Raw genomic sequence first — 18,344 nt, 5'->3', positions numbered from 1 at the left:
TGCGTGAAGGGAATGTTTCGGAGGCATCTCACGCGTCGACAGCGGCCGTCTACGGCACTCCGAGTTCGAAGAGCACATACCCCGCGTACGACCCTGAGGCCAGCGCTGCCGTGCCGAGGACCGAGGCCAGGGACGGCCATCTGAGCCGGCGCATCGCGAGGGCGAGAGGGACGAACAGCGGGAAGAGGGGCAGCAGATAGCGCGAGACGTTGCCGAAGATCTGCTGGGTGGTCATCACCATGAGATACGACAGCACCGTGTAGACGACGAGTACCGCCGGCGGGCGCAGCCGCAGCAGCAGCACCGTCAGCACCGGCACCGCCAGCACGACGCAGACGCCGATGACGTCCTCGAACGCCCTGGCGAAGAGATAGTCGAAGTGCCCGACGGGAAGGGACGTCAGCACCTTGAACGTATGGGCTCCCCAGTCGAACTTGTGGGCCCACGCGCCGTCCTGGAGCTTGGAGTAGCCGTTGATGTCGCCCATGCGGTAGTTGACCCAGGCGAGATAGCCGAACAGTCCCAGCGGTGCGATCGCCACGGCTGCCAGCGGACGCAGGACACCGTCCGCACGCCGGCGCAGGGACAGCAGCGCGGCGACGGCGAGGGCGGCGATCAGCGCGGCGGCGGTGGGCCGGCAGAGCCCGGCCGCACAGGTCAGCAGGCCCGCGGTCAGCCAGCGGCGGGACATGACGGCGTGACAGGCCCACGCGGCGAGAGCCGTGTAGAGGGATTCCGAGTAGCCCGACCACTCCGTGCCCGAGCCGGGCCAGACCGCCCACAGCCCGGCCGCGACCAGCCCTGCCCGGTGGCCGCCGAGCCGCCGCGCCACGGCGTAGATGCCGAGCGCCGCGACGAACGAGGCGATCACGGACACCGTCAGGCCGGCGCCGAACAGCCCGAGCCCGGTGCACTCCGAGACCAGGCGCATCAGCGCCGGGTACAGCGGGAAGAACGCCGCCGAGTTGCCCTCGAGGGTGATCAGACCGGTCGCGCCCGGGACCGGTTCCAGGGCCGGGTCGTATCCGTGCTCGGCTATCTGCTGGTACCACCAGCCGTCCCAGCTGGCCAGGACGTCCCAGGCGTGCTCGCCGCCGCCGAAGCGGGGGTTCTTCTTCCGGAAGTCGCCCGCGGAATCCAGCAGGTACATGAAGACGGCGAAGCCGGCCAGCTTCAGCACGCCGTACGTCAGCAGCACGGGACCGTAGCGCACGGCGGCCCAGCGCAGCCGCCGGCGGAACTCCCTGGATCTTCGGGGGACTTCAGGAGGCTCGTGGCCGGACAGCGGTCGGCTCAGCTCGGCGGTGCTCATGAGGATCCTGTCGTACGGCGGTCGTTGTCGCGGGCGGGGAACACCCAGGCCCGGAAGAGAAGGAAGCGCAGCAGCGTCGCGGCCAGGTTGGCGGCGACGAGGGCCACGAGCTCGACCTCGCGGCCGGCACCGGGCGCGGTGTGGTGCAGGGCGGCCAGGGAACCGCTGGTCAGGGCCAGCCCGACCAGGAAAGCCGCCAGGCCCTTGAGATGGTGGCGCAGCGCGCCGCCGCGCCCCCGCACCCCGAAGGTGAGCCGCCGGTTGGCCGCGGTGTTGGCGACCGCGCTGGCGAGCAGGGCGAGCGCGTTGGCGGCCTGCGGCCCCGTCGCCGGTCTGAGCCCGAGGTAGAGCAGCAGGTAGCACAGGGTGCTGGCGACACCGACGGCGGCGAAGCGCACCGCCTGCCGGGCCAGGCCCGCCGGCAGCGCCCCGGCGAGGTCGCCGTCGCTGCGGTGCAGCGCGCTCAGCGGCAGCCTGCCGCAGGCCAGGGCCCGCCCCAGCCTCGCCATGCCCCGCAGATCGGCGAGCGCCGTGGAGACGATGCGCACCCGGCTGTCGGGGTCGTCCACCCAGTCCACCGGCACCTCGTGGATCCGCAGCCCCGCGCGCTCGGCGATGACCAGCAACTCGGTGTCGAAGAACCACCCCTGGTCCTCCACCAGCGGCAGCAGCCGCTCGGCGACATCCCGCCGCACCGCCTTGAACCCGCACTGCGCGTCGGAGAACCCCACGGCGAGCGTGGAGCGCAACAGCCCGTTGTAGCAACGGGAGACGATCTCCCGCTTCGGCCCGCGCACCACCCGCGAACCACGCGCCAGACGGGTGCCGATGGCGATGTCCGAGTGCCCCGAGATCAGCGGCGCGACCAGCGGCAGCAGCGCCGCGAGGTCGGTGGACAGATCCACGTCCAGATACGCCAGCACCGGTGCACGGGACCGCGACCAGGCGGCATGCAGCGCGCGGCCCCGCCCCTTCTCGGCCAGCCGGATCCAGTCCGTGCCGGGCAGTTCGGCGGCCAGCCGCGCGGCGATCCGCGGGGTCCGGTCGGTGCTCGCGTTGTCGGCGATGGTGATCCGGAACGAGTAGGGGAACGTCTCGCCGAGGTGTGCGTGCAGGCGCCGGACGCACGGCTCCAGGTCGTTCTCCTCGTTGTACACGGGCACGACCACGTCGAGGACGGGGTCCGGGTGGTGCGCGGGCAGGGGCGCCCGGCGCGGCAAAGCGGCGAGCTCTGAGGTCGGGCGGTCGATCAGGGCCGACCGCCGTTCGGTCTTCATGGCTGCTTACCGGTCTCTTTCTGGCGCGTGGCATCCGCGAGCGCCGGTTCCGGGCATACCGAAGGCGCCCGTGTCGGTGGTGCGGTGACGGGAGTGCGGGGCGATGACGCCCCTGGCAGGGATCGCCTCTCAGGCGGCTACTCGGTACTGACCGATGCGGAGGGCTCCTGTGTCGTCTCCAGGGCGGACGGCGGCGCCGTCGTACGGGTCGGGGAAGGGGGCGGCGAGGGGAACGCCGTCGAGGTCGGGCTCTCGGAGGGTGTGGCGGTCGGCGCGGGGCCGGTCGGCGTGCTCGTGGTCCCGGTCGGCGTGCTGCTGCCGGCCGAGGTCGCGGGCACCGACGCCGCCGACCGGGTCGGAGCCGGGCTCGGATCCGAGGTGTCGGTCGTGGGCCCGTTGTCGTGCGTCGGCGTCGGGCTTGTCGCGGGCCGCGGCCGGGGATCGGCGGGCTGGGCCTTGGTGAGCATGCTGGGCAGCAGGGCGAGCCCGACGCTGAGCCCGGCCACCGCCACGGCGGAGCCGCCCGCCTTCCACAGCATCCGCGACCGGCGGCGGGCCCGGATGCCCTGGTGCAGCCGCTGCCGCTGCGCGGGCTCGTAGGGGGCGTGCTGCTGGGTGTCGCGCATCAGCCGCGACAGGTCCCGCTCGAAGTCGTCCATCGTTTCTCCCTTCACCCCACGGGCCTGACGGCGTCGGACAGGATCTGGCGGAGCCGTGCCACTCCGCGTGACGCGTGGGACCGTGCGGTGCCCACGGGGCAGCCCAGCGCCTGGGCGACCTGGGCCTCGGGCAGGTCCTCGTAGTAGCGCAGCACCACCGCCGCCCGCTGTTTGGGCGACAGCAGCGCCAACGCGGCCTCCAGCCGCGAGCGTTCCGCCACGGTGGACGACACATCGCCCGGGTCGGCCCGGTCCGGCAGCTGCTCCACCGGGCGCTCACCCCACCAGCGCCGCCGCGCCGAGCGCGCCGCCATCCGCACCAGCACCGTGCGGACGTACGCCTCCGGGGCCTGCTCCGCGACCTTCGGCCAGGCGAACCACAGCTTCACCAGGGCCTCCTGCACCAGGTCCTCGGCCCGTTGCCGGTCGCCCCCCGTGAGCAGCCGCGCGACATGGAGCAGCGCCGACCAACGGGCGGCCACGAACTCGTCGAAGCCGTCCGCCCGAACCTGCTCCATCCTCACCGTCCCGCGTCTCAGTGGCCTCCTACACCTCTGAAAAGACGCTGGACCCCGCCCCACGCTGCACCCGGATCCTGTGATCCACCTCACTCCGGCCGGACTCGGGCATGGAAAAGGGCCCGTGCACAAGCACGAGCCCTTCCGGTGTCCACCCGGGGACGGCGACGCCGCGCGGAATCACCTGCCGCCCGGGCCACCGCCGCCGAACGAACCGCTGCTGCCCTCGTCCCACCGCGGGCGCTCCTGTGACGCGCTCCTCCGGTCGCTCACGTTGCCGTGGGCCTTCAGCCGGTGCGGCGTCAGCCGGTCCTGGCTTCTCGGCACCTCCTCGGGCTCCCGGCGTTCACTGACCTCGCCGACCGGGCCGCCGTCGGGCAGCCGCGGCTGCTCCTCGGGGCGCGGCGTGGGCAGCTCCCTGCGCTTGATGCGAACGCCGAGGACGAAGGCCCCCAGCAGCAGGGCCACGACCACCACACCTGCCACGACCAGCCCGATGCCGAGGGCGCCACGGCCCGCGGCCATCTCCATCCATGCGGTATGCATGGCGCGCGGGTACCCCTGGTCCTCACCACGAACCCGGTCGCCTCGCACGCACCCCTTGGGAACACCGGGTTTGACGGGCATCGACCGGGGCTACCCGCGCGGTGTGACTCCGACGACATCCCAGCAGGAGCTGTTCCGGTTCTTGGAGGACCGCTTCGCCTGCGCGCAGGCGTGTACAGAGTGCGCGCGGGCGTGCGCGCTGCGCGCGAGCCTTGTGGATCCCGACGGCACCGAGAACCAGGAACTCGTACGACGCAAGGGCATCATGTGCGCGGAGGTCTGCGACGCGACCTGCCGTGTCCTGTCCGAGCAGAACCAGGTGGACGAGGGCAGCATCCGCGCCCAGGTGGAGTGGTGCCGGACCGTGTGCCTGGAGGCCGCCCACGCCTTCGACCGGCAGCCGGGGGCGGAGGACTCGGCGGCGGCGTGCCGCGCGTGCGCACGCGCCTGCACGGACTTCCTCGCCACGCTGAACTGAGCCCACGCTCAACTGAGCCGACCGACACCGAGGTGACATCGCCATTCCCAATTTCTGAAACACGTTCTACGGTGTGCGCCGACAGGACCGGTCTTGGGGAGCCTGGAGGCGCCGTGCACCTCGAATACACGCCCGAGCAGCAGCGGCTGCGCACCGAGCTGCGCGCCTACTTCGCCGCACTGGTCCCGGACCACGCCTACGCCCGGCACGGCGCCCCCGCCGACCAGAAGCGGTTCTACCGCGAGACGATCCGGCGGCTCGGCACGGACGGCTGGCTCGGCGTGGGCTGGCCCGAGGAGTACGGCGGGCGCGGCCTGACCGCCATGGAGCAGTTCATCTTCTTCGACGAGGCCGCGCAGGCCGGCGTCCCGCTGCCCCTGATGGCGCTGAACACCGTCGGTCCGACGATCATGCGGTACGGCACCGACGAGCAGAAGGCCTACTTCCTGCCGAGGATCCTCTCCGGCGAGATCGACTTCGCCATCGGCTACAGCGAGCCCGGCGCGGGCACCGACCTCGCGTCACTGCGGACCCGTGCGGTACGGGAGGGCGACGAGTACGTCGTCGACGGCCAGAAGATCTGGACGACCAACGGCGACACGGCCGACTGGGTGTGGCTGGCGGTCCGCACCGACCCGGACGCCCCGCCGCACAAGGGCATCACGATGCTGCTGGTGCCGACCACCGACCCCGGCTACTCCTGCACCCTGATCAACACCCTCGCCTCGCACGACACCACGGCCAGCTACTACGAGAACGTCCGCGTCCCCGTCTCCCGCCGGGTCGGCGCCGAGAACCAGGGCTGGCGGCTGATCACCAACCAGCTCAACCACGAGCGCGTGACCCTGGCCGCCCACGGCACCATGGCGATCCGCGCCCTGCACGACGTGCAGCGCTGGTCGACGGAGACCAAGCTCGCCGACGGCCGCCGGGTCGCGGACCTGCCCTGGGTACGCCGCCTCCTGGCCCGCACCCACGCCCGGCTGGACGCCCTCAAGCTGCTCAACTGGCAGATGGTCAACTCCGTCCAGGAGGGCACCCTCACCCCGCAGGACGCCTCCGCCGTCAAGGTCTACGGCTCCGAGGCCCGGCGCGACGCCTACGCCTGGCTCATGGAGATCGTCGCCGCCCCCGGAGCCCTGAAGGAGGGCTCGGCGGGCGCGGTCCTGCACGGCGAACTGGAACGCGGCTACCGCTCGGCGGTCATCTTCACCTTCGGCGGCGGCAACAACGAGATCCAGCGGGAGATCATCTCGTGGATCGGGCTGGGGATGCCGCGGGTGCGTCGCTGACCTCGTGTGACGAGGATTTTTGGTTGGCACCACGGCGATAGGGGCAGCTGAGTCGGTCCCATCGCCATGGGCTCCTCAACCCGGTCCGCCCAGCATGATCTTCCACACCCGGGTCGCGACCTGCAGGTTGAGGCGGTCATCCACATTCGTGAGGTCATGGCCGCTGATCTCGCGGATGCGCTGGAGCCGGTAGCGGAGCGTGCTGCGGTGAATCGCGACGGATTCGGCGGTCTCGGCGTAGTTGCCGCCGCAGTCGAAGTACCGGGACAGGGTCTCCACGAGCGCCGTCCGGTGCCGGCCGTCGTAGTCGATGAGCTGTCCGAGCCATTCCCGTACGAACGCCTCCAGCTCCCGGTATTCATTTCCGGGCCCCAGGATGCGGTAGAGGCCCAGATCGTCGAAAAACGTCGTGCCGTAGCGACTTCGGGACCGTCGGCGGACCTCCATGGCACGCAGTGCTTCCTGGTAGCGGTTGGGAATACCGTCCGGAGTGTTGCAGAGGGCGCTCACCCCGATCGTCCCGTCCGGTGTTCCGGTCTCCCGGGTGAGTGTCTCGTACAAGGCGTGGTCGTCGGGCCTGCCCTCGGCCACCAGGACCACGTGGTCGGAACGCCGAGTCACCAGCGACGGCATACCCACAGCCGAAGCCGCCCGGCCCACGGTCCGCGCGAAAGCGTCGTCCGAGGCCCGGCTCCTCCACTGCACGACGATCACGTACTGGATGCGGTGCAGGTCGTGTCCGAACGCCTCGGACCGGGCATAGGCGCTCGCCTTGTCCGTGCCCGCCAGAAGATCGTCGACCAGTTCGCGGTGCAGTCGCAGCTCCACCTCCGCCAGATGGCGCAGGTGCGACAGTTCCAGGGCGAGTGACGTGGCGGCGTGCTCCAGAGCGAACACGGTGTACTCGTCGGCGTCGTCCTGGGGATCGACCAGGGCCAGCACACCGAGGACCTCACCGCGGGGGCGTACCAGGGAGATCAGCCGGTCCTTTATGCGCACGGGTCCGCCTATCCGGGCGACCCGCTGGAGCATCTCCTCATGGCGTGCGGGGTCCGGTTCCGGATAGGGGTCGGGCCGGCCGGGACCGGCCCAGGACCGCAGTCGGCCGAAGCGGTCCTCCACCAGCACGGGAAATCCGGTGAGCCCATGCAGGGCGCCGGTGATGGCCTCCTCGCCGCCGCCCGAGGCCGCGACCTCGGTGAGGGCCTCGTGCACGGCCCGTTGATATCCCAGCTCGACCACGAAAGAGACCAACCGCTGCTGAAGTGTCGCCCGTTCCCGTCGCAGTCGGTGTAGCTCCAGGGCGTCTTCCCGCTGATGGCGGTGCGCGACGGCGACCGACAGGGCCGCGGCGGTGAGACGTACGAGCGTGGCGAGCAGGAAGTGCTGGGCCTCGGTGGGTCGGGAGCGAGACGTCACCACAAGGTAGCCGTGCAGTCCACCGGGTCCGCGCAGAGCCAAGGCCCGGCCCCAGGACCGGCCGGGAACGGTTACGGGGACGTCCCGCCCTGTCAGCTCTCGCACCGTCCGGTCGACGGCTGACGCATCACCCGGCCCGACCTGCGGACTGGGGACCATTTGGCCGTGGACGCTGAGGTATCCGGCCTCAGCTTTGTAGGGGCCGACAGTCGACACGTGGTCCATGGCCAGGCGCAGGATCTCGCTTTCGTCCCGAGTGTCGAACAGGGCGCGAGAGACTGCCGGCAGTTTGTGGGATGCCAGGGTGGAATGGGGCTGGCGAGACCCTCTCCGCGAGATCGTGGGGTGCTGCCCCAGACGGCCCGGCGGAAGACTGCCTCGCCGGTCGGGGGAGTGTCGGTGCACACCCTGGCCCCGGCAGCCGGCCATGGGATCGCTCCCTTCCCTGAGCCCTCAGAGAGGACAGCGTCCGCGTCCCTCCTCCACGCCGCCCCCGACCAAAATACCCGAGATGTCCGGAGTCTTCGTCTCGTGCTCACGGGGGGACGGGCTCCGTTGTTCTTTGACCTGCCGGGTGCAGGCACAGAGCTGTTCGGTTCGCGAGTCTGGGGCGTGCCGGGGGCCGCCGTGCACACCGCAGGAAGGACTCGGCGATGACCGAGCAGCCTCGTAGGACCGTTGCCACGTACGAGACGTACCAGAAGGCCGAGCGCGCCGTCGACCACCTCTCGGACCAGGGGTTTCCCGTGCAGAGGGTGGCCATCATCGGCCAGGACGTCCGCCTCGTCGAGCAGGTCGTCGGACGTATGGACTATGGCAGGGCCGCCCTCCACGGTGCGGCGAGCGGGGCCCTTCCCGGTGCGCTGATCGGCTGGCTCTTCGGCTTGGTCGACTGGGTGGACCCGCTCGTCTCCGCCCTGCTCGTCGCCCTCTACGGCCTGATTTTCGGGGCGATCGTGGGTGCGCTGTTCGGTCTGCTGCTGTACGCCCTGCAGGGCGGCCGCCGGGACTTCGCCTCGGTCCGCTCGATGGAGCCCAGCCGGTACGACGTCGTCGTGGACGAAGAGGTCGCCGACGAGGCCGTACGGCTGCTCGGCGGGCTGCAGACCACCGGCGTCCGCGGACGTCCCGCCCATACGTGAACGATCGGATCCGCAGGTGCGGCGCATGCCGCCGCAGCGGGAGGAGTTCCTCATGGCCAAGGCAGTGGGCATCGACCTGGGCACCACGAACTCGGTGATCGCCGTGTGGGAGGGCGGCGAACCCTCCGTCGTGCCCAACACCGAGGGCAACCGTACGACACCGTCCGTGGTGGCCTTCACCGACACCGGGGAACGGCTGGTGGGCCAGCTGGCCCGGCGCCAGGCGATCCTCAACCCCAAGGGCACCATCTACTCGGCCAAGCGGTTCATCGGCCGGCACTTCGACGAGATCCCGGACGAGGCCAGAGCGGTGGCGTACGACGTCGTCGAGGGCCCGGGCGGCGTCGCCCGCTTCAAGGTGCGCGACAAGCTCCATGCGCCCGAGGAGATCAGCGCCCAGGTGCTGCGCAAACTCGCCGACGACGCCTCCAAGCAACTCGGGGAACGGGTCACGGAGGCGGTCATCACCGTGCCCGCCTACTTCAACGACGCCCAGCGCACCGCCACCAAGGACGCCGGGCGGATCGCGGGACTGGAGGTGCTGCGGATCATCAACGAGCCGACCGCGGCCGCCCTCGCGTACGGCATGGACAAGAAGCAGCACGAGACAGTGCTGGTCTTCGACCTCGGCGGCGGCACGTTCGATGTGAGCATCCTCGACGTGGGCGACGGCGTGGTGGAGGTGCGTTCCACGGCGGGCGACAGCCACCTGGGCGGTGACGACTTCGACCGGCGTCTGGTGGATCACCTCGCGGACGACTTCCAGAAGGAGAACGGCATCGATCTGCGCAAGGATCCGCAGGCCCTGCAACGTCTGTTCGAAGCGGCGGAGAAGGCCAAGACCGAGCTGAGTTCGGTGACGCAGACGCAGGTCAGCCTGCCGTTCATCACCGCCGATGCCGCGGGCCCCAAGCACCTCACCGACTCGGTCATGCGGTCCACGTTCGAGCAGATCACCAGCGACCTGGTGGAGCGGTGCCTGGGGCCGGTCCAGCAGGCCATGGCCGACGCCAAGGTCGGCGAGAGCGACATCGACGAGGTCATCCTCGTCGGCGGTTCCACCCGCATCCCCGCCGTCCAGGCCCTCGTGCGCCGGCTGACCGGCGGCAAGGAACCCAACATGAGCGTCAACCCCGACGAGGTCGTGGCCCTGGGCGCCGCGATCCAGGCCGGGGTGCTCAAGGGTGAGGTCAAGGACGTCCTGCTGCTCGATGTCACGCCCCTGTCGCTGGGTGTCGAGACACGCGGCGGCGTGATGACGAAGATCATCGAGCGGAACACCACCATCCCCGTGCGCCGCACCGAGACCTTCTCCACCGCCGAGGACAACCAGCCCGCCGTCGACATCGTCGTCCTCCAGGGCGAGCGCGAACGGGCCGCAGACAACCGGGTGCTCGGCCGCTTCCAGCTCACCGACATCCGCCCGGCGCCGCGCGGGGAACCACAGGTCGAGGTCACCTTCGACATCGACGCCAACGGCATTCTCAACGTCAAGGCCCGAGACCGGGACACCGGCAAGGAACAGGGCATCACCATCAGCGAGAGCTCCAACCTCGACCGCGGCGAGGTCGAACGCATGGTCCAGGAGGCCGAGCGCAACCAGGGCCAGGACCAGGCCTTGCGCGAGGCCGTCGACGCCCGCAACGAGCTCGACGCCGTCGCGTACCAGGTCGACAAGCGCCTCACCGAGCTGGGCGACGCCGCACCCTCGCACGAGAAGGCACGCGCCGAGATGCTGGTGTCGGATGCCCGGGCTGCGGTCAAGGAGGAGGCGGGCGTGGAGCGGGTGCGGCCCCTGACCTCCGAACTCCAGCAGGTCCTGACCGGGCTGGCGGCGCATCAGGGTGGCGCCACCACGAGCGGTCCCGACCAGGACACCACCGGGGACGGTGCGACCGGCGGCGGCCCGAGCGGCGGTGGTGGTGACGACGACGTCATCGATGCCGAGTTCGACAAGGACTGAGGTACCGCCATGCCGATCCACCCAAGGGAATCCGACCCGGCCGTGCCGGACCCGGCCGACCCGGCTCCAGAGGGCGCCGTACGCCCTCCCCGAGGGGATCTTCCGCGCTCGGGCCCGCCGACCGGGACGGGGCCTGATACGGACGAGGAACCCGGCCCCGACGCGGCCGGCGGCCCCGCACCGTCCGAGGACGAGCACACGGCCGACCTCCAGGAACTCGAGGACCGCTGGCGGCGCGCGCTCGCCGACCTCGACAACCTCCGCAAGCGCCACACCAGGGAACTGGAGCGGGAGCGGACGGCCGAGCGGTCCCGCACAGCCGCCGCCTTCCTGCCCGTCCTGGACAACCTCGAACTCGCTCTGACCCATGCCGGATCCGACCCCGGCGCGATCGTCGAGGGCGTCCGGGCGGTCCGCGACCAGGCGGTGAACGTCCTCGAACTGCTCGGCTACCCGCGGCACGCGGAGACCGGCGTCGCCTTCGACCCCGCCCGGCACGAGGTGGTCGGCGTCGTTCAGGACCCCGACGCCCCACCGGGCACGGTCGTCGAGGTGCTGCGCCCGGGCTATGGGGACGGGGAACGGCAGCTCAGGCCCGCCGCCGTGACTGTCGCGAAGCGGGAGTGACCGGTCATGGCACGGGACTTCTACGAGGTGCTGGGCGTGTCACGGACCGCGACCCAGGACGAGATCCAGCAGGCATATCGCCAACTCGCCCGCAAGTACCACCCCGACGTCAACAAGGACCCGGGGGCGGAGGAACGCTTCAAGGACCTCAACGAGGCATACAGCGTCCTTTCGGACCCCAAGACACGGGCCCGTTACGACCGCTTCGGCGAGGATTTCCGCAAGATCCCCGAGGACTTCGACGAACGGGTCGCGGCCGGAGCGGGCGGCGGCTTCCGCGCTCGGAGGACCGCTGGTGCGGGCGGCCCCCGTGTCCGGTACACCGGCTTCGGCGACGACTTCGCAGCGGAGGGCGTCGACATCGAGGACCTGCTCGGCTCGCTCTTCGGGGCAGGCGGCGCCCCCGGCGGTGTACCGGGGGCCGACCAGGAGGCCGAGCTGCCGCTCACCGTCGAGGAGGCCTACAGGGGCGGCCGCCGGACCGTCACGCTCGCCGGCCCCACCGGGCAGCCGCGACGCTACGAGGTCGACGTACCGCCCGGCGTCACCGACGGTCAGCGCATCCGCCTGGCGGGCGAGGGTGGCCGGGGCAGTGGTGACGCACCCGCGGGCGACCTGTTCCTACGGGTGCGTATACAGCCCCACCCCCGGTTCCGGCTGGACGGCCGCGACGTCCACGTACAGGTCCCCGTCACCCCCTGGGAGGCGGCCCTGGGTGCGACCGTGCCGGTGCCCACCCCCGGCGGCGGCACGGCCAAGGTCACGGTGCCCGCGGGCTCCTCCAGCGGCCGGCGGCTGCGACTGCGCGGCGAGGGCATGCCGAACCCGCGCGGCGCGAACGGCGACCTGTACGCCGAACTCCGCGTCATGGTGCCGCCCGCCCTCGGCGACCGGGAGCGCGAGCTGTTCGAGGAACTCGCCGCCACCTCTTCGTACGACCCCAGGAGGACGTGATGAGCGACCGACCCTCATGGGCGGCGACCGGCGGTCAGGCCGCCCGGGCCGACGCGGGCGGGCGTCCCGCACGGACGAGCGCCGGCTCCACGGCCGTGCGGTACGCGCTCGTCCCCGTGCCCAGGCTTTCCCTGGACACCGTGGCCCGCCGCTCGGGCCTCCACCCCGACCTGGTCCGCCGGTTCGTCGCCCTCGGCCTGGTCGACGCCGAACGCGACGCCGCGGGGCACCTCGTGTTCGACCCCGCGGCCCCGGCGGTCCTCGCCCGCGTCCAGCGGCTGCGCTCCGGACTCTGCCTCAACTACGCATCCATCGGTCTGGTGCTCGACCTGCTCGACCGCATCAGCCTGCTCGAAGCCGCACTGCGCGACCGCGGCAGGAGGAGTGACTCACCCCCATGGACATGAACCGTCTCACCCAGAAGTCACAGGAAGCCCTCCAGGAGGCGCAGACCGCCGCCGTCCGCATGGGCCAGACCGAGGTCGACGGTGAGCATCTGTTGCTCGCGCTCCTCGACCAGGAGGACGGCCTGATCCCGCGGCTGCTGCAACAGGCGGGCAGGGAGCCCGAGGAGCTCAGTGCGGCTGTGCGTGAGGAGCTTTCCCGCCGACCCAAGGTGACCGGCCCGGGTGCTGCGCCGGGCCAGGTGTTCGTCACCCAGCGCCTGTCCCGGCTGCTTGACGCGGCTGAGCGGGAGGCCAAACGACTCAAGGACGAGTACGTCTCCGTGGAGCACCTCCTGCTCGCCCTGGCCGAGGAGGGCTCGTCCACCGCCGCCGGACGGCTCCTCAAGGAGCACGGCATCACCCGGGACTCGTTCCTGAGCGCGCTCACCCAGATCCGCGGCAACCAGCGCGTGACCTCGGCCAACCCCGAAGTGGCCTACGAGGCCCTGGAGAAGTACGGCCGCGACCTGGTCGCCGAGGCCAGGGACGGCAAACTCGACCCGGTCATCGGCCGGGACGCCGAGATCCGCCGCGTCACTCAGATCCTCAGCCGCAAGTCCAAGAACAACCCGGTCCTCATCGGCGACCCCGGCGTCGGCAAGACCGCCATCGTCGAGGGCCTCGCCCAGCGCATCGTCCGCGGCGATGTGCCCGAAGGACTGCGCGACAAGACCGTGTTCGCACTCGACATGGGCTCCCTGGTGGCCGGGGCAAAGTACCGGGGCGAGTTCGAGGAACGCCTCAAGGCCGTGCTGTCCGAGGTGAAGGCAGCCCAGGGGCACATCCTGCTCTTCGTCGACGAACTCCACACCGTCGTAGGCGCGGGCGCCGCCGAAGGAGCCATGGACGCGGGCAACATGCTCAAGCCGATGCTCGCCCGCGGCGAACTCCACATGATCGGTGCCACCACCCTCGACGAGTACCGCAAGCACATCGAGAAGGACGCCGCCCTCGAGCGCCGCTTCCAGCAGGTCCTGGTCGAGGAGCCGAGCGTGGAGGACACCATCTCCATCCTGCGCGGACTGCGCGAACGCCTGGAAATCTTCCACGGCGTGAAGATCCAGGACACCGCGCTGGTATCCGCGGCCACCCTCAGCCACCGCTACATCACCGATCGGTTCCTGCCCGACAAGGCCATCGACCTCGTCGACGAGGCGTGCGCCCGGTTGCGTACCGAGATCGACTCGATGCCCGCCGAACTCGACGAGATCACTCGCCGCGTCACCCGCCTGGAGATCGAGGAGGCGGCGCTCTCCAAGGAGACCGACCCGGCCAGCAAAACCCGCCTGGAGGAGCTGCGCAGGGAACTGGCCGACCTGCGTGGAGAGGCCGACGCCAAGCACGCCCAGTGGGAGGCCGAACGGCAGGCCATCCGCCGCGTGCAGGAACTGCGCCAGGAACTGGAGCAGGTCCGCCACGAGGCGGAGGAGGCAGAACGCGCCTACGACCTCAACCGCGCCGCCGAACTCCGCTACGGCCGCCTCCAGGACCTGGAGCGCCGGCTCGCCGCAGAGGAGGAGCAACTGGCCGCGAAGCAAGGGGAGAACCGGCTGCTGCGCGAGGTCGTCACGGAGGAGGAGATCGCCGAGATCGTCGCCGCCTGGACCGGCGTTCCCGTCGCCCGCCTCCAGGAGGGCGAACGCGAGAAGCTGCTGCGCCTCGACGAGATCCTGCGCGAGCGCGTCATCGGCCAGGACGAGGCCGTTCAGCTCGTCGCCGACGCCATCATCCGCGCCCGCTCCGGCATCCGCGACCCTCGCCGCCCCATCGGCTCGTTCATCTTCCTCGGCCCCACCGGCGTCGGGAAGACCGAGCTGGCCAAGACCCTCGCCCGGGCCCTTTTCGACTCCGAGGAGAACATGGTCCGCCTCGACATGAGTGAGTACCAGGAGCGTCACACTGTCAGCCGGCTCATGGGCGCACCGCCCGGATACGTCGGCTACGAGGAAGGCGGCCAGCTCACCGAGGCCGTACGCCGCAAGCCGTACTCGGTTGTGCTGTTCGACGAGATCGAGAAGGCGCACACCGATGTCTTCAACACCCTGCTGCAGATCCTCGACGACGGCCGTATCACCGATGCTCAGGGCCGCACCGTCGACTTCCGCAACACCGTGATCATCATGACGTCCAACATCGGCTCCGAGCACCTCCTCGACGGCGCCACCGCCGAGGGTGAGATCAAGCCGGACGCCCGCGCCCTGGTGATGGGCGAACTGCGCGGGCACTTCCGCCCGGAGTTCCTCAACCGCGTCGACGACATCGTGCTGTTCAAGCCGCTCGGTGAGCGGCAGATCGAGCGGATCGTGGAGCTGCAGTTCGACGAACTGCGGCAGCGGGTCGCCGAACGCCGCATCACCGTCGAACTCACCGATACAGCCCGGGAGTTGATAGCCCACCAGGGCTACGACCCGGTGTACGGCGCACGGCCGCTGCGGCGTTACATCTCCCACGAGGTCGAGACACTGGTCGGGCGCGCCCTGCTGCGCGGCGACGTCCAGGACGGCGCGAAGGTCCGCGTCGACGCCGAGCACGGAGAGCTGGTCGTCACCTACGACCAGCCCGAAGACGTGAAGGGAGCGAGGGCGGCATGAGTACCGTGCAAGCCACCAACGTCACCTGCCCGCACTGCGGGCGCACCAACCGGGTACCCGTGGCCGCCGAGGGCCGCCCCAGGTGCGCCAACTGCAAGCAGCCTCTGCCGTGGATGGCCGACGCGGGCGACAACGACTTCACCGAGGTCGTCGAGCAGGCCACCGTGCCCGTCGTCGTCGACCTGTGGGCCACCTGGTGCGGCCCCTGCCGCATGGTGAGCCCCGCGCTGGAGAAGGTCGCCGCCGATCTCGCGGGAAAGATCAAGCTGGTCAAGGTCGACATCGACAAGAACCCGCTCCTGGCGCAGCGGTTCGAGGTCCAGGCGGTACCGACGCTGCTGGTCCTCGACAAAGGGCAGACCATCGCCCGGCAGGCGGGTGCCGCACCTGCCCCTGCCCTGCAGCGGTGGGTGGAGCAGTCGATCGCTGGCCGCGAACCGGCCGGGAAAGGGTGATCAGCCATGACCGTACGAACCGACCCCCACCTCGCGCTCGTCCGGCCGGTCCAGCCACTGACCCCCGAAGGGTGTCAAGAGTGTCTGCTGCTCGGCTCCCCGTGGGTCCACCTCAGGCTCTGCCTGACCTGCGGCCACGTCGGCTGCTGCGATTCCTCGCCGAACCGGCACGCGCGCGGTCACGCCGCCGCCGACGGCCATCCGATCGTGGCGTCGCTGGAGCCCGGCGAGGACTGGCGGTGGTGCTTCGCCCACGAGGCGTTCGTGTGATGGCCCGCGACGAGACACGGCCACGCCCGGCGCCTGTGCCGGACGAAGCGGAGGAGAGCGTCCCCTTCGAGACCGCTGACATCTACGGCGCCTATCCCCGCCTGCCGGATGACCAGATGGCCCGCCTGGCGCAGCATGGCCGGCGGCGCGCGGTTGACGCCGGTGACGTGCTGATCCGGGAGGGGGAGCGGTGCGAGACGTTCTACGTCGTCCTCAGTGGCTCGGTCGCCATCGTCGAGGGCTACGGCACGCCCGACGAACGTCTGCTGCGTGTGCACGGCCCCGGCCGCTTCATCGGCGAACTCGGCCTCCTGAACGGGCAGGTGGCCTTCTACACCGCCATGGTCAGGGACCCCGGTGAGGCCCTCGCCCTGTCCATGGATCAGCTGCGTGACCTGGTGACCCGGGACTCCGTCCTCGGCGATGTGGTGCTGCGCGCCTGCCTGGGCCGCCGTGCCTTGCTCGTCGGGCAGGGCGCCGGTTTCCGCATCATCGGCTCGCGCTATTCGCCTCACACCCGGCGGCTGCGCGAGTTCGCCGCCCGCAACCGGCTGCCGCACCGCTGGATCGATCTGGAGACCGACGAGGAGGCCGAGGAGCTGCTGCGCCGCTTCGGCGTCGGCCCGGAGGAGACACCGCTCGTCATCTGGCGGGACACCACTTTGTTGCGCAACCCCAGCAACGCGGAACTGGCCCGGCTCATGGGTCTGCCGTCGCTGCCTGCCGGAAACCATCACGGCGATCTCCTGATCGTCGGCTCCGGACCCGCTGGTCTCGCCGCCGCGGTGAACGCCGCCTCTGAGGGCCTGGGCACGACCGTGGTCGAGGCCATGGCCAGCGGCGGCCAGGCCGCCACGTCGTCCCGCATCGAGAATCTGCTCGGCTTCCCCTCCGGCATCTCCGGCGCCGAACTCACCGAACGGGCTGTGCTCCAGGCCGACAAGTTCGGCGCCAGGATCAGCGTCCCGGCCGAGGCGGCTCGGCTCGAACCGCGGGACGGGCACTACGCCGTCGGGTTCGCCGACGGCAGCGAGATCACCGCCCGTACCGTCGTCCTGGCCACCGGTGCTCGCTACCGCCGCCTCCAGGTGTCCGGCATCGAACGCCTGGAGGGAACGAGCGTCCACTACTCGGCGACCGTCTACGAGGCCCAGCAGTGCCGCACGGACCCGGTGGCCGTCGTCGGCGGAGGCAACTCCGCGGGCCAGGCCGTGCTCTTCCTGGCCGGGTACGCACCGCAGGTGTATCTGCTCGTCCGTGGGCCGAGCCTCGAGGCACACATGTCCCGCTACCTGATCGATCAGGTCGAGCGCCACCCGCGGGTGCGCGTGCTGCTGCACACCGAGATGACCGAGGCGCTCGGCGACAAGGTGCTGGAGGCGGTCACCGTGGTCGACCACCGTACGGGCGAGCATCGGCACCTCGCGGTGCGCGCCCTGTTCGTCTTCACCGGCGCCGAGCCCCACACTGAGTGGCTGTCCGACGCGCTCGCCCTCGACGCGCGCGGCTTCGTGCTCACCGGGGCGGAGGCGCAGGCCTGCTCCGTCCCCGGACTGTGGCAGAGCCAGGGCCGCGACTGCCTGACGTTGGAGACCAGCCTGCCTGGCGTCTTCGCCGCCGGCGACGTCCGCAGCGGCTCGGTGAAACGCGTGGCCTCCGCGGTCGGCGAAGGCGCGATGAGCATCCACTTCGTGCACCGCTACCTGGGCCACACGGCCGCGCCCGGCGGCACCGACAGCTCCCCGCACACCCGTCCGAAGGAGTCCGCTTGGCTCGCATGACACCCAGCGGGCGAAGAGATCACGAGAAGGAGAAGGAGGCGATGGGAATGACCACGCCCGTCCGGCGCCACCGCGGTGGCGCGATGCAGGACAGGCCCGTTGGCTGGGCACGCAATCCGCTGACGGAGTTCGACCAACTGCTCAGCGAGATGAGCGGACTGATCGAATCCACGGTGGGAGGCGCGGCGCCCGCAGTCGCGTGGACGCCCCTGGCGGATGTCACGGAGTCCGACGACGCCTTCCACATCGAGATCGAACTCCCCGGCGTCAAGAGCAAGGACATCGACGTCGAAGCGAACGGCCAGGAGCTGGTGGTCACCGGAGAGATCAAGGAGAGGGAACGCAAAGGCGTCCTGCGCCGGAGCACCCGTCGCACCGGAGCCTTCGAATACCGGCTGCGGCTGCCCGGAGAGGTCGACACCGAAAAGATCAATGCGCAGATGTCGGACGGGGTGCTCACCATCGCCGTCCCCAAGGCCGAGGTCGCAAAGCCTCGGCACGTCGAGATCAGCGAGACGAGTGAAAGCACCGGGAACAGCGGCTGAGATGCGACCGCGGTTCCGGACACACGCCCGGCACCGCGGCCGGGCCGGCGAGGCTCGACATCCGGGGTG

Annotated in this window: 18 protein-coding genes; 12 read left to right on the top strand and 6 right to left on the bottom strand. The window is 70.8% G+C overall.

Annotated elements, in window-relative coordinates; translation table 11 throughout:
• Positions 1-49: 49 nt before the first annotated feature.
• The 5 genes from OHU35_RS02565 to OHU35_RS02545 all read right to left on the bottom strand — a co-directional run bounded on the left by OHU35_RS02565 (position 50) and on the right by OHU35_RS02545 (position 4,312).
• Positions 50-1,312, bottom strand: coding sequence for a glycosyltransferase family 39 protein (locus OHU35_RS02565; RefSeq protein WP_229873022.1), 1,263 nt, complete (start codon positions 1,310-1,312; stop codon positions 50-52).
• Positions 1,309-2,589 (bottom strand): glycosyltransferase, encoded by a 1,281-nt coding sequence (locus OHU35_RS02560; RefSeq protein WP_405504422.1) that lies wholly within the window; start codon positions 2,587-2,589, stop codon positions 1,309-1,311. The genes OHU35_RS02565 and OHU35_RS02560 overlap by 4 nt, the downstream gene beginning before the upstream one ends.
• 137 nt (positions 2,590-2,726) lie before the next feature.
• A complete protein-coding gene (locus tag OHU35_RS02555) occupies positions 2,727-3,248 on the bottom strand; it encodes a cellulase (RefSeq protein WP_189725244.1) in 522 nt (173 codons plus the stop codon).
• Positions 3,249-3,259: 11 nt separating this feature from the next.
• The gene (locus OHU35_RS02550) at positions 3,260-3,766 is read right to left on the bottom strand and encodes a SigE family RNA polymerase sigma factor (RefSeq protein ID WP_184595762.1); all 507 of its coding nucleotides are present in this window, start codon (positions 3,764-3,766) and stop codon (positions 3,260-3,262) included.
• Between the two features lie 180 nt (positions 3,767-3,946).
• Positions 3,947-4,312 carry a DUF6479 family protein gene (locus tag OHU35_RS02545; RefSeq protein ID WP_189725245.1) on the bottom strand — a complete coding sequence of 122 codons (366 nt, stop codon included), beginning with the start codon at positions 4,310-4,312 and terminating at the stop codon, positions 3,947-3,949.
• A gap of 103 nt (positions 4,313-4,415) precedes the next feature.
• Here OHU35_RS02545 and OHU35_RS02540 point away from each other — a divergent pair, with 103 nt between their 5' ends.
• Together OHU35_RS02540 and OHU35_RS02535 are read left to right on the top strand one after the other, a co-directional pair.
• Positions 4,416-4,790, top strand: coding sequence for a ferredoxin (locus OHU35_RS02540; protein ID WP_184595765.1), 375 nt, complete (start codon positions 4,416-4,418; stop codon positions 4,788-4,790).
• 113 nt (positions 4,791-4,903) lie between these two features.
• Positions 4,904-6,082 carry an acyl-CoA dehydrogenase family protein gene (locus tag OHU35_RS02535; RefSeq protein WP_189725246.1) on the top strand — a complete coding sequence of 393 codons (1,179 nt, stop codon included), beginning with the start codon at positions 4,904-4,906 and terminating at the stop codon, positions 6,080-6,082.
• A 75-nt stretch (positions 6,083-6,157) separates the two neighbouring features.
• On the opposite strand, the gene OHU35_RS02530 is transcribed toward OHU35_RS02535, so the two are convergent.
• Positions 6,158-7,930, bottom strand: a complete 1,773-nt coding sequence (locus tag OHU35_RS02530) for a helix-turn-helix domain-containing protein (protein ID WP_359894695.1) — start codon at positions 7,928-7,930, stop codon at positions 6,158-6,160.
• 224 nt (positions 7,931-8,154) lie between these two features.
• Between OHU35_RS02530 and OHU35_RS02525 the strand changes: the two genes are divergently transcribed.
• Genes OHU35_RS02525 through OHU35_RS02480 form a run of 10 tightly spaced genes read left to right on the top strand, consistent with a single transcriptional unit; the run spans position 8,155 to position 18,275 of the window.
• Positions 8,155-8,643, top strand: coding sequence for a general stress protein (locus tag OHU35_RS02525; protein WP_359894694.1), 489 nt, complete (start codon positions 8,155-8,157; stop codon positions 8,641-8,643).
• A 52-nt stretch (positions 8,644-8,695) separates the two neighbouring features.
• Positions 8,696-10,606, top strand: a complete 1,911-nt coding sequence (gene dnaK, locus OHU35_RS02520; protein ID WP_405504419.1) for a molecular chaperone DnaK — start codon at positions 8,696-8,698, stop codon at positions 10,604-10,606.
• 9 nt (positions 10,607-10,615) lie between these two features.
• Positions 10,616-11,233: a nucleotide exchange factor GrpE gene (gene grpE / locus OHU35_RS02515; protein WP_359894690.1), complete on the top strand. Its 618-nt coding sequence runs from the start codon at positions 10,616-10,618 to the stop codon at positions 11,231-11,233.
• Between the two features lie 6 nt (positions 11,234-11,239).
• Positions 11,240-12,187, top strand: a complete 948-nt coding sequence (locus OHU35_RS02510) for a DnaJ C-terminal domain-containing protein (RefSeq protein ID WP_405504417.1) — start codon at positions 11,240-11,242, stop codon at positions 12,185-12,187.
• Positions 12,187-12,594 carry a chaperone modulator CbpM gene (locus tag OHU35_RS02505; protein ID WP_359894687.1) on the top strand — a complete coding sequence of 136 codons (408 nt, stop codon included), beginning with the start codon at positions 12,187-12,189 and terminating at the stop codon, positions 12,592-12,594. The genes OHU35_RS02510 and OHU35_RS02505 overlap by 1 nt, the downstream gene beginning before the upstream one ends.
• Positions 12,585-15,224: an ATP-dependent chaperone ClpB gene (gene clpB / locus OHU35_RS02500; protein ID WP_359894685.1), complete on the top strand. Its 2,640-nt coding sequence runs from the start codon at positions 12,585-12,587 to the stop codon at positions 15,222-15,224. The genes OHU35_RS02505 and clpB overlap by 10 nt, the downstream gene beginning before the upstream one ends.
• A complete protein-coding gene (trxA, locus tag OHU35_RS02495) occupies positions 15,221-15,679 on the top strand; it encodes a thioredoxin (protein WP_359894683.1) in 459 nt (152 codons plus the stop codon). Before clpB ends, trxA begins: the two co-directional genes overlap by 4 nt.
• 6 nt (positions 15,680-15,685) lie before the next feature.
• Complete coding sequence (locus OHU35_RS02490; RefSeq protein ID WP_359894682.1) at positions 15,686-15,949, top strand: UBP-type zinc finger domain-containing protein; 264 nt, start codon at positions 15,686-15,688, stop codon at positions 15,947-15,949.
• Positions 15,949-17,730 (top strand): FAD-dependent oxidoreductase, encoded by a 1,782-nt coding sequence (locus tag OHU35_RS02485; RefSeq protein ID WP_359894681.1) that lies wholly within the window; start codon positions 15,949-15,951, stop codon positions 17,728-17,730. Before OHU35_RS02490 ends, OHU35_RS02485 begins: the two co-directional genes overlap by 1 nt.
• Positions 17,731-17,777: 47 nt before the next feature.
• Positions 17,778-18,275 carry an Hsp20/alpha crystallin family protein gene (locus OHU35_RS02480; protein WP_405504413.1) on the top strand — a complete coding sequence of 166 codons (498 nt, stop codon included), beginning with the start codon at positions 17,778-17,780 and terminating at the stop codon, positions 18,273-18,275.
• Positions 18,276-18,344: the final 69 nt, after the last annotated feature.

The sequence above is a fragment of the Streptomyces purpurascens genome, from assembly GCF_045040895.1.
Lineage (GTDB): Bacteria > Actinomycetota > Actinomycetes > Streptomycetales > Streptomycetaceae > Streptomyces > Streptomyces purpurascens.
The sequence above is the reverse complement of the archived record's forward strand: the minus strand, read 5'-3'. Positions and strand labels throughout refer to the sequence as shown.